The organism is Bdellovibrio bacteriovorus, from assembly GCF_002208115.1.
Lineage (GTDB): Bacteria > Bdellovibrionota > Bdellovibrionia > Bdellovibrionales > Bdellovibrionaceae > Bdellovibrio > Bdellovibrio bacteriovorus_C.
The window spans coordinates 44880-56048 of record NZ_CP020946.1 but is presented as its reverse complement, the minus strand read 5'-3'; the positions used below and the strand labels follow the sequence as shown (position 1 = coordinate 56048).

Sequence of the window (11169 nt, the reverse complement as noted above, 5' to 3'; positions counted from 1 at the left end):
CATTACCTCATGATCACAAATGAAAGGGCCACAACCACGCCGATACCGATGTACATCGCGTATTGTTGCATATTTCCGGTCTGAACCGAGCGGGCGAAGGAACCCATGCCACGCACAAGATCACCAGCCCAGAACGTCATCTTGTCGATGAAATTCACGTCGATGTAGTACCAGGTGTTTTTGCTCAAAGAAACCAGCGGATTGATGATGAAACCAAAGTAGGCTTCATCCACGAAGTACTTGTTGTAAACCGTGTTGTAAACCGGCTTGATGCTTTCCGCGATCTTCTTCGGAGTCTCTGGAGACTTCACATAGAACTGGTAAGCCACGATCGCAGAAACAGTCGCCAGACCCACAGAACAGCCCATCAGAACCCATTCCGTCGTGTGATCAATCGCAGTCCAGCCCGGGATCGGAGAAATCATCGGGTGCAACCAGTGCTCCCAGAAGTTCGGCATGTGACCCAGGTGCTCACCGATAACATGAGGAACCCCGATCCAGCCCGCGAACACAGAAAGGATCGCCAGGATGATCAGTGGAATCGTCATGATCGCGGAAGATTCGTGCGGATGAACATCAGCAGAAACACGGCTTTTACCCCAGAAGGTCAGGGCCATCAAACGAGTCATGTAGAACGCCGTCAAAGTCGCACCCACAACACCCGCCGCCCAAAGGATTGGAGAACCCATTGGAGAGTGGAACGCGTAAGCCAGGATTTCATCCTTAGAGAAGAAACCCGAGAACAGCGGAGTTCCGATGATCGCCAGCCAGCCCATCAGGAATGTGATGTGCGTGATTGGCATGTACTTTTTCAGACCACCCATTTTGCGGATGTCCTGTTCTTCGTGCATTCCGTGAATCACAGAACCAGAACCCAGGAACATCAGGGCTTTAAAGAATGCGTGAGTCATCAAGTGGAACATCGCTGCCCCGAACGCACCCACACCGGCTGCCAGGAACATGTAGCCCAATTGAGACACCGTAGAGTAAGCCAGAACTTTTTTGATGTCGTTTTGAGTGATACCGATAGTCGCTGCAAACACCGCGGTCGCCGCACCGATGATCGCAATCACCATCATCGTGTTAGGAGCCATGATAAACAGTGGATTCAGACGCACGATCATGTACACACCCGCAGTCACCATCGTCGCCGCGTGGATCAGGGCGGAAACCGGTGTTGGACCGGCCATCGCGTCTGGAAGCCAAACGTACAAAGGAATCTGTGCGGATTTACCAGTCGCCCCGATGAACAGGAACAACGTGCCCAGAGTCAAAGCCCCCAACCAGGAGGACTCAGCCACGGTTGGCGCCAAGGCATTCAGTTCAGAGAAGTTCAAAGTGCCAAAGGTGATGAACAAAACGAACATACCCAGCAAGAAGGCCGCGTCACCGATACGGTTGGTGATGAAGGCTTTCATGCCCGCCGCTGCTTTTTCTTTGTCTGTGAACCAGAAACCGATCAACAGGTAAGAACAAAGGCCCACGCCTTCCCAGCCCACGAACATCACCAGCAAACTGTCGCCCAGAACAAGCAACAACATGTTGAAGATGAACAGATTCAGGTAAGCGAAGTATTTCGCCACCCCTTTATCGTGGTGCATGTAACCAATAGAGAACAAGTGGATCAAAGTACCAACACCCGTGATCACCAGGATCATGATGGCGCTGATTTGATCGACGACGAAACCGGCGTTGACCTTGAACTTATCAATCGCCATCCATTCAAAGAAGCTCACCGCGATACGGCGGGCTTCAGCCGGCATGGAAACCAGGTCCACAACCAGCAAGATTGCGGAGACAAAGGAGATCGCCACCGCAACCGTTGCGATGGAACCCGCCACGTTTCCAGAGTGTTTTTTATATCTGGCACCGTTGATCAGGAAACCAACGAAAGGAGCCAGAATCAGGACTGCCATTAATAGAGAATGATTCACAGCTTATCCCCTATCCTTTCAAGTGCTCAAAGAAGCGGATGTTCACTTCGTTGAATCGTTTAAAGATGGATACTGCCAGCGCCAGACCCACCGCCGCTTCCGCAGCTGCGATAGTCATAACGAAGAACACCATGATGTGACCGTCCAGCAGGCCCAGATATTTACTGAAAGCCACGAAAGTCAGATTCACAGAGTTCAGCATCAACTCGATGGACATCAAAAGAACGATCACGTTACGGCGAAGAAGAACGCCCGCCATACCCATAACAAACAAAAGTGCAGCCAGAACCAAGTAATGAGTCAGGCCGATATTATTGATGAACTCAGTGTTCATGTGTTCCACCTTTACTGCGTGCCAAAGCAACGGCACCCACTGCAATTACCAGAAGAAGAACGCCCAAAGCCTCAAATCCGAAGATGTATTTGGTGAACAGGATGTGCCCCAAAGCTTTGGTGGTTTCCATGCCTGTACCCACAAGCACCGGATTGTCTGTGGTTTTTTCACCCATCAGATTCACGGACATTGCGATCGCACCGACTACCAGGCCTGCAAACAGACCGACCGAGGCGATTTTAACCACACCCGTGAACTTGCCGCGGGTGAAGGCCTGAATGTCTTTTTTCAAGTCGAAGAGCATGATCACCATGGTGAACAAAACCATGACCGCGCCGGCATAAACGATCAATTGAACACCCGCAATGAAGAAGGCGTTCAAAGTAACGAACAAGGCAGAGATACCCACCATGGTCATTGCCAGGCACAAAGCGGAGTAAATCGGATTGGACATCAAAATGACACCAAGGCCGGAGGCCAGGGTGACAAACGCTAGAAACCAGAAAAGAAATGCATCTGCTGTCATTTTAACTCCTTACAAAGATGCGATGTAGATCACAAAGGCTGTGATAATGGTGTTTGCCAAAGCCCAAGGAAGCATCGTCTTCCAGCCCAGATCCATCAACTGATCGTAACGGAAACGAGGCAAAGTCCAACGAACCCAGATGAAGACCCACATGAAGAATCCAAACTTGATGTTGAACACCAGGAAGTGGATCAGCGCAACCAGGGCACTTGCCCAGCCGGCTGTGGAAGCAACACCTGCCGCCCATTCATTCAGTTCAGCCACAGAAACGTAAGGAATCGTGTAACCACCGAAGAAGAACAGAACCATCAGACCGGAAGCGATCATCATGTGACCGTATTCCCCGATGAAGAACATGTTGAATTTGAAACCGCCGTACTCAGTGTGGAAACCACCGACCAGCTCGGACTCACCCTCCGCCAAGTCAAATGGCAGACGGTTGGATTCTGCAAACGCAGCCGAGAAGAACAACAAAGCGCCCACCGGTTGATAGAAGATACCCCAGTTCGGCAACCAGTTTGCGGTGATCGTGTGACCCAGGAAAGAGAACGCCAAAGGACCCTGCTGCGCCAAAGTCATTTCAGTCAGGTTGAACGTGCCATAAAGCATGATCACACCCACGATGGAAAGACCCAAAGCCAGTTCGTAAGAGATCGTTTGAGCGGAAGCACGAAGCGCACCCATCAAAGTGTACTTGTTGCCGGAACCCCAGCCCGCCATCAAAACCGTGTAAGCAGCCAAAGAGCTGACACCCAGGATGAAGACGATGCCCACGCCGATATCATAACCCTGAACCAGGAAAGTGTAAGGACCCCAAGTGGAGCCGAACAGTTCGAATGTTCCAACCTGAATCGGAGAAGAAAGCGGGATCGCAGAGAAAGCGATTGTACCCGGAATCAAAGCAAACACCGGAGCTGCGTAGTACAGGAACGGCTTTGCAGTTTGCGGCATGAAGTTTTCCTTGTTCAGGAACTTCACCGCATCGGCAAGAAGCTGCACCAGACCCAGCGGACCCACGCGGTTCGGACCCAGACGATCCTGAATGAATGCGGAGCCACGGCGCTCAAGCCAAACCAAAATAGGCACTGCTTGAACCATCATCAGGAAGATGACGACCAGTTTTAAACCGTTGACGGTTATCTCGAAAATATCTTTACCCATTCCCATCGCTTAGTCCCATTCCAAAGCTTTAGATTTAACTTCCCAGAACAGCCCGAAGATGAAGATCGCGATGAAAATCATCATGGAAACGAAGACAAATGTGCCTCCGCCTGTCGCGATGAATTCACGGAATGAAATCGCCCAAGGGTACATGAAGATAATCTCGATATCGAAAAGGATGAACAGGATCGCTGTCAGATAGTACTTAACAGAAATCTTTGTTTCCTTTTTCTCAATACCAGGAATACCGCACTCGTAAGGCTCGTACTTCACAGGGTTGTATACCGGTTTTGTCCCAGTAATGTTGGCAGCAAGCCAAACTAAAAAGGCTCCAAAAAGAGCAATGAAAATGACGATGAATATGACTCCACCGAGTGGCACTAGTCCCTCCAAAGTTGTCGTTATTATTTGGATTTCAATTAGTTATATATGTGTCGTCTTTGAAAACCAAGAAATATGAATGGAAACAAGGCGATAAGCGTGGCAAGATGAGCCCACCAAATGAAAGCCGAAAGCACTCACACAAGACTCGAATCCATCCTGGAAAGAGCCTTTGAAACAACTCGCGGAAAGATTCAAGTCACCGGGGCGGCGTCTCCGCTGGCGCTTGCTTACTTTTTGTCGCAGACTTACTCCAAAAAAATCAACGGCTTGCCGCATCTTGTTGTGACTGGCAGTCATCGTGAAGCGGTGACCTTGCAAGCCTTGCTGGAGTTCTTCGACCCAAGTCGTCAAAGTCATATTCTGCCCGCTTTCGATGTTTCCCCGTATTCCGGTCTTTATCCGAACACTCAAGTTGTCGCCGACCGGGTTCGTTTCCTGGCAAAAGCTCAGTCTGCCAAAGCCGGAGAAATCTTCATATCTTCCGTTGACGCACTGATGCAGAAAACTCTTCCGGTGAAAATCCTGAAGGATCACTCCAAAACTGTTCGTGCCGGGGATGAACTTCCCGAAAACCTTTCGGACTATTTCAGCACTTTAGGTTACACCGCCGCTCCGATGGTGGAGGACAAGGGTCAGTTCGCGGTTCGCGGGGGTATCGTCGACATCTATCCCCCCACTGAAAATCAGCCCGTGCGCATGGATCTGTTCGGGGATCAGGTGGAAAGCCTTCGCCACTTCAGTGTCGCTGATCAAAGAAGCTCGGACGAGATTCAATCTTTTGTTCTGACTCCGGCGCGTGAAGTCCTTTATCGCGATGAAACCCATGAAAGACTGCTGCAGCGAGTGCGCGGCTCCCTTGAGGGCCGTAAAGTCGATAAAGCTGAGGCCGAAGAAACCCTGCGATCCCTGGTGTTAAAAAATGCCTTTCCGGGCATTGAATTCCTGCTTCCCTATTTCTACGGCGAACTTGCCACTCCGGCTGATCATTTTCCGGGCGCTTTAAATCTGTGGTTCCTGGATCCGGTGGAGATCTCTCGCTGTGCGGATGAAATGTGGGCGGAATTAAAAGCCGACTATCGCACCAGTGAAGCGCATGTGATCCGCCCCGAGCTTGAAGACATCTACGTCAACTTTGAAACTCTGGCGTATCCGTTAAACTCTCGCCAGGTGTATTTTTCTTCGTTGGAATACTTCGACGAAGAAAACTCCGATGATTCCCGTGTTGAATATCGTACGGCAATGACTCAGGATTTTACAAACCTGGCCTTAGCCAACGCGGTCGGCACCGAGCCGTGGTTGCAAGCCGCGGCCAACAAACTTCATCGCTGGCGTGATGAGGGTTATCGCATCTTTGTCAGCACCAAAAATCAGTCCCATATCGACCGGTTGTCTTTGGTGTTTGAAAAACTGGAACTGAAAGCCGTTCGCACCAACAGTGATGAATACCGCTGGGATTCCTGGCTGCAGGAACAGGATCGTGAACAAAACATCGTTCACATCGTGCCCCGCCATCTTGCGGAAAGTCTGCGCCTGGAAGAGGAAAAAATCATCTTCCTGCGCGATGAGGACTTCTACGGCAAAAAACAGCGCGCCAAAGAATCCAGCGGCGCCCAGGATTTCCAGAAGCAGGCCAAGCGTCTTTCTTTCGGTGATTTAAAGCCCGGCGACCTGGTGGTTCACACCAAACACGGGATCGGCCAATACGAAGGCCTGAAGATCATGAATATCGGCGGAGTCGAATCTGAATACATTCAGGTCGGCTACAAGGATAAAGACAAACTTTATCTGCCGGTATACCGCGTGGGTCAGTTGCAGAAGTTCTCTGGAGCTGGCACCAGCATCCTGGACAAGCTGGGCGGCACTGCCTGGGAAAAAACCAAAGCCAAAGTCAAATCTCACGTGCGCGACATTGCGGCGGATCTGCTGGCCTTGTATGCGAAGCGTGCTGAAATGCACCGCCCCGCTTTTGTGATTAAAGAAGATGAAGTCATGATGTTTGAAAACGGTTTCCCGTATGAAGAAACCGATGATCAGCTTCGCGCCATCAATGACATCCGCAAAGATCTTAAATCCACGAAGCCCATGGATCGGCTTGTGTGCGGCGATGTGGGCTTCGGTAAAACGGAAGTTGCCATGCGCGCGGCGTTCTTTGCCATTCAAGCCCGAAAACAAGTGGCGGTGCTGGCACCGACCACCGTTTTGACCTTCCAGCACTTTGAAACCTTCAAAAAACGTTTCGAAGGCTGGCCGGTGGATATTCGCGTGCTGAATCGTTTCGTGACTCCGGCTGAAGTGAAAAAGACTTTGCAGGATTTGAAAGACGGCAAAGTTGATTTGATCGTGGGCACCCACAAACTTCTGGGATCGTCCATTGCCTATAAAGACCTGGGCCTTTTGATTATCGACGAAGAACAAAAATTCGGCGTCACTCATAAAGAGAAAATCAAAAAGATCAAAACCAGCGTCGACACCCTGACGTTGTCGGCAACTCCTATCCCACGCACACTGAATATGGCGCTTGTCGGGATTCGCGATTTAAGTTTGATCAACACGGCTCCGGTGGATCGTCTGCCAACCCGCACCTTTGTGACCAAGTTCGATCCGGAAACCATTCGCAAAGCCGTGACGGCGGAAATCTCGCGTGGCGGCCAGGTGTACTTTATCCACAACCGCATTGAATCCATCTATGGCCTGGTCGATGAGCTTCGTCAGATTGTGCCGGAAGCAAGGATTCGCGTGGCCCATGGACAAATGGAAGAACACGAGCTTGAAAAAGCCATGCTCGCCTTCTTCCACCACGAAATCGATGTGCTCGTGTGTACGGCGATTGTGGAATCCGGCATGGACGTGCCACGTGCTAACACCATGTTCATTGATACCGCGCACTTGTTTGGACTTTCCCAGCTTTATCAGCTGCGTGGACGCGTGGGCCGCTCCAAAACGCGGGCTTACTGTTATCTGATGATGCCAAGAAATCACAAGCTCGATAAAGAGCAGCAAGAGCGTCTTAAGATCATTCAGGAAAACACCGCGCTTGGCAGCGGCATCAAGATTGCCCAGTATGATCTGGAACTTCGCGGTTCCGGAAACATTCTGGGTGAAGAGCAATCCGGTCACGTCAATTCCGTGGGTTATGAAATGTACATGGATCTTCTGAACGAGGCTTTGGCGGAAGCCAAGGGTGAAGCGGTTGAAGACATGGATCTGGATCCGGAACTGAATCTGAAAATCCCGGCCCTGATCCCGGATGCCTATATCAAAGACATCCGCATCCGTCTGGGTTACTATAAGGCTTTGGCGGACATTACTTCCAATGAAGAGCTGGATCGCATTGAAGAGGAGCTGCGTGATCAATTCGGACCGATCCCGGAACAAACCGTGAATTTGATGGGCCTTATGTTGATTCGTCGTCAGTGTAAAGAGCTGGGTGTTCGTGATATCAGTGCGGGATTAAAATCCATTTCTTTGATCTTCACCGAGAAAACCAAACTGAGCCCGGAAAAGGTGATTCAACTGGCAATCCGTGAAAGCAAAAAGTATTCACTGACTCCGGACAACCGCCTGAACATCAAAATGAGCAATATCACCTGGTCCGCAGTTCACGAAGAGATCGACGCTCTTTTAAGACTTATCTAGAATTCCAAACGAAGACCGCCACCGAACAGGAAGTCTGTGGTGGTGTCCGGATCATCCGGCGCTTCGGTTTTTGCATACTGAGTCGCATAGACGTCGATGAAGGTGTTTTCAAGACCCCAGTTGAACGTGCTTTCTTTCGCCGTTTCGTAATCAATCCAATCAAGCTGGATCAATAATCCCACCGTGTAGTTGTAACCCATCTGAGTGGTTGCTGAGAATGAATCCGTCGCACTTTTTTCCGAGAATCCCATCTGCCAGACGTTGATTCCCACATAAGGGGCCACGTAAGGCTCATTCATCAGCATGTCGGCCGTGAATTTAAAGCCGATGCCATATTTGGTGATTTCAAGACTGCGATCGCTGTTGCCGTCGACTTTACCAACGCCATAGAAAGCACCCGCCGCCAAAGAGCCCAGCATGAAGTTGTATTTATAGTCCACACCCAGTTGAATCAGGTTCACCGTGTCCGAACCAAAAACGGCCTTGTAGGATTGGCCGTCCAAAGTGGAAATGAAGTTTTTAAATTCGATCGCCTCATAATCAAACGACACATAGGTGCCGTGAGTTTCGCGTCGGACTTTGTAGTCAGCCAGATTGTCCTGACGAATCTGCACCTCCACCAAAGGAAGGTTTTCCAAGGCCGGGCTTGGCGTCGGCTCGGCATATCTTTGAACCGGAGCCTCAATCACAGCGGGCTCCTCAGGAGCTGGCGCAACCTCTTCCGTTTCTGCGGTGGAAGTTTCTTCCGGTGTTGTCGTGGATTCTTCCGCGAAGGGGTCAGACTCTTCGTCCATGTCGGTGGTTTCTACAGGTGTTAGATCATCAAAGTCCGCGGGGGCTTGCTGCTGCTGCTGAATCTCAACATCGTCGGCGGCTTCCACTTCTTGCTCGATATCCTGAGCATAGGCAGAAAAGCCCACCAGCAAAGTGAGCAGAATACATACTTTTGATTTAAGACTTTGGTGCAATTTCATGCTGTCTCTCAAATCTCGTCTGGCCTCGTAGGGGCCAAGTGATAGTCTGATCTTATGAACAAGTATATCAGGGGAATCCTTAGGAATTTTAGTTTTTGTCTGCTGATTCTTGTTTTTCCCCACCTTGTACTAGCTTCTGGTCCTTCGGCTGACAAACTGTCAAAAGTCATCGATTCCAAGATCAAACAAATGAGCTCTCAAGAAAAAGTCGGACAACTTTTCATCGTGGGTTTTCCCCACAAAGACGTGGCTCCGGAACTTGAATCCTTTATCGCGAAATACAAACCCGGTTCTTTCCTGCTATTTAAGCGCAACATGGTTTCAGCCCCGCAGATCCGGGAACTGAATCTGGCCCTTTATAAATCAAGCTACAAATATTCCAAACTTCCTCCGCTGATTGCCATCGATCAGGAGGGGGGATCTGTGTCCCGCCTGCCGATCACGCCCGCGCCTCCGAATGCCCTGGCTCTGGGGCAAACCCAGTCCCCGCTTTTGGCAGAAGAAATGGGCTATCAAACCGGGCTGTTCCTTCGCGAAGTGGGCTTCAACATGAATCTTGCCCCGGTGCTGGATGTGGTGGATCCATATTCAACAAGCTTCATTGGTGTCCGGTCTTTTGGTTCCGACCCGGTGCTTGTGCGTGATATCGGCGTGGCCTATTCCAAAGGTCTTTTAAAAGCGCGCGTGATTCCGACGGCGAAGCATTTCCCGGGTACTGGCAGTTTGAATCAGGATCCGCATGTGACGGTGGTTAAAAACAGCGCCACGCTGGAAGAAATGAAAAAGCGCGATCTGATTCCTTTCATGGGTTATTCCAAAATCGGCGCCAACGTTGCGGTGATGATGTCGCACCTGATTTATCCGGGTCTTGATAAGGATCTTGAGCCTGCTAGTTTTTCCACGAAGATTTCCAGGGATCTTCTGCGCGATGAGCTGAAATACCAGGGCCTGGTGATGACCGATGATCTGCAGATGCAAGGATCCAAACAAGTGCTTCGCCCCGAGGCCGCAGCCCTGCGTGCCCTGCAATCAGGATCGGACATTGTGATGCTGACCTGGTCTTTTGCCGATCAGGGAAAGGCTTTTGATTACGTTTTGGCGGCCCTGAAATCCGGCGAGCTTTCCTCTGCCAGCGTGGATGAAAAGCTTCGCCGAATTCTGCGCGTAAAGGCCTTTGCCAACGTCTATCGCCGTGACCCCAAGCTTCCGTCGCTTTTAAGTGGCAACAGTCTTACATCGCCTCAATACGCTGAAATCGAGGACGAGGTTCTTTCCCAGAATCTTAAAACCAGTCTGATCCCACGCCAGTTGCCCTCGGCCAAATCCGCGCGCAAGCCCGCTTCGGCTGAAACTATCTGTGCAGCCTCACCTTCCCAGGATTTTCTGATTTCATTTATCGGCAGCGACAAAAAGAAGATTCCAAGCCTGAAGCTGGATAACCATTCACTGGGTAAGGACCTTTCCGGATTGCTCAGGAAGAAACAGTGCACTGCTTTATTCGTCGGGGTCACCGGCCCCCGCACGGCCCGTCAGGTGCGCGGCCTTTCCCCGCAGGAGCGCCAGAAACTGATTGTGGTGAATTTGGGAGCACCCCGCCTGTTCCCGAAGTCGCGCGGCTATCGTCAGGTGATTCAGCTTTACTTCAATCACAAGGACGCCGGAAAAAAGATCGCCCAGTACCGGGATGAGATTCTTAAAAGCTCTCAAGGCTCGTTTGCCTTGAAGGATTAGATCTAAAAAACGACATTCTCAAAAAAAGAAACGGAGGCTTGTGGCCTCCGTTTTAGTTTCTTACTTCTTCGCTGGCTGTTGTTCAGCCGCTTCGATTTTCGCTCTCGCATGAGCCCAGTCGCGCTGGAACTCTGCCCAGTCTTCGTCTGTGATCAGTTCGTTCATGATCTTCTTTTCAGATAGAGCCAAGAACTCTTTTGTCGCCTGAAGATCAATGTCTTCAGGAAGGTCAGCGATATTGGCAAGAATATTCACGCCCTCAGGAGAAACCTGGCAGTAACCCCAGCTGATAACAGCCACGTCCTGCTTTTCTTTCCCTTTGAGTTTCCATTTCATCACGCCTGTTTCCAGAGTGGTGATCAATGGAGCGTGACCAGGAAGAATGTTTAGTTCCCCCTTGAATGCTGGAACAGTCACCTCGTCGACCTCTTGGCCAACAAGGATGCGCTTTTCCGGTGTCACGATTGTCAGTTTCATATTCACCCCTTA

Annotated in this window: 9 protein-coding genes; 2 read left to right on the top strand and 7 right to left on the bottom strand. The window is 50.5% G+C overall.

Annotated elements, in window-relative coordinates; translation table 11 throughout:
• Positions 1-2: 2 nt before the first annotated feature.
• Genes nuoL through B9G79_RS00260 form a run of 5 tightly spaced genes read right to left on the bottom strand, consistent with a single transcriptional unit; the run spans position 3 to position 4228 of the window.
• Positions 3-1916 carry an NADH-quinone oxidoreductase subunit L gene (nuoL, locus tag B9G79_RS00280; protein WP_088563776.1) on the bottom strand — a complete coding sequence of 638 codons (1914 nt, stop codon included), beginning with the start codon at positions 1914-1916 and terminating at the stop codon, positions 3-5.
• A gap of 28 nt (positions 1917-1944) precedes the next feature.
• Entirely contained in the window at positions 1945-2268 is a 324-nt protein-coding gene (gene nuoK, locus B9G79_RS00275) for an NADH-quinone oxidoreductase subunit NuoK (RefSeq protein WP_011166187.1), read from the bottom strand.
• On the bottom strand, positions 2258-2794 hold the full coding sequence (locus B9G79_RS00270; protein WP_088563775.1) for an NADH-quinone oxidoreductase subunit J: 537 nt from the start codon (positions 2792-2794) through the stop codon (positions 2258-2260). Before B9G79_RS00270 ends, nuoK begins: the two co-directional genes overlap by 11 nt.
• A 9-nt stretch (positions 2795-2803) precedes the next feature.
• Positions 2804-3955, bottom strand: coding sequence for a complex I subunit 1/NuoH family protein (locus B9G79_RS00265; RefSeq protein WP_232468922.1), 1152 nt, complete (start codon positions 3953-3955; stop codon positions 2804-2806).
• A gap of 9 nt (positions 3956-3964) precedes the next feature.
• Complete coding sequence (locus tag B9G79_RS00260; protein ID WP_015092825.1) at positions 3965-4228, bottom strand: NADH-quinone oxidoreductase subunit A; 264 nt, start codon at positions 4226-4228, stop codon at positions 3965-3967.
• A gap of 228 nt (positions 4229-4456) precedes the next feature.
• Between B9G79_RS00260 and mfd the strand changes: the two genes are divergently transcribed.
• Positions 4457-7975 carry a transcription-repair coupling factor gene (mfd, locus tag B9G79_RS00255; protein ID WP_088563773.1) on the top strand — a complete coding sequence of 1173 codons (3519 nt, stop codon included), beginning with the start codon at positions 4457-4459 and terminating at the stop codon, positions 7973-7975.
• Here the strand turns inward: mfd and B9G79_RS00250 are convergent.
• Positions 7972-8949 carry a hypothetical protein gene (locus B9G79_RS00250; protein ID WP_088563772.1) on the bottom strand — a complete coding sequence of 326 codons (978 nt, stop codon included), beginning with the start codon at positions 8947-8949 and terminating at the stop codon, positions 7972-7974. The two genes, mfd and B9G79_RS00250, sit on opposite strands and share 4 nt — an antisense overlap.
• Positions 8950-9138: 189 nt before the next feature.
• Here B9G79_RS00250 and B9G79_RS00245 point away from each other — a divergent pair, with 189 nt between their 5' ends.
• Positions 9139-10680 carry a glycoside hydrolase family 3 protein gene (locus B9G79_RS00245; RefSeq protein ID WP_232468920.1) on the top strand — a complete coding sequence of 514 codons (1542 nt, stop codon included), beginning with the start codon at positions 9139-9141 and terminating at the stop codon, positions 10678-10680.
• 60 nt (positions 10681-10740) lie between these two features.
• Here B9G79_RS00245 and atpC read toward each other — a convergent pair whose 3' ends face one another.
• Positions 10741-11157: an ATP synthase F1 subunit epsilon gene (atpC, locus tag B9G79_RS00240; RefSeq protein ID WP_232468918.1), complete on the bottom strand. Its 417-nt coding sequence runs from the start codon at positions 11155-11157 to the stop codon at positions 10741-10743.
• Between the last annotated feature and the right edge of the window lie 12 nt (positions 11158-11169).

What these genes read in the sequence shown, in the direction of transcription:
- nuoL (WP_088563776.1), bottom strand. Translation starts at nt 1,916, where the DNA reads ATGGCAGTCCTGATTCTGGCTCCTTTCGTTGGTTTCCTGATCAACGGT.
- B9G79_RS00245 (WP_232468920.1), top strand. Translation starts at nt 9,139, where the DNA reads ATGAGCTCTCAAGAAAAAGTCGGACAACTTTTCATCGTGGGTTTTCCC.
- B9G79_RS00265 (WP_232468922.1), bottom strand. Translation starts at nt 3,955, where the DNA reads ATGGGTAAAGATATTTTCGAGATAACCGTCAACGGTTTAAAACTGGTC.
- B9G79_RS00250 (WP_088563772.1), bottom strand. Translation starts at nt 8,949, where the DNA reads ATGAAATTGCACCAAAGTCTTAAATCAAAAGTATGTATTCTGCTCACT.
- nuoK (WP_011166187.1), bottom strand. Translation starts at nt 2,268, where the DNA reads ATGAACACTGAGTTCATCAATAATATCGGCCTGACTCATTACTTGGTT.
- mfd (WP_088563773.1), top strand. Translation starts at nt 4,457, where the DNA reads ATGAAAGCCGAAAGCACTCACACAAGACTCGAATCCATCCTGGAAAGA.
- B9G79_RS00270 (WP_088563775.1), bottom strand. Translation starts at nt 2,794, where the DNA reads ATGACAGCAGATGCATTTCTTTTCTGGTTTCTAGCGTTTGTCACCCTG.
- atpC (WP_232468918.1), bottom strand. Translation starts at nt 11,157, where the DNA reads ATGAAACTGACAATCGTGACACCGGAAAAGCGCATCCTTGTTGGCCAA.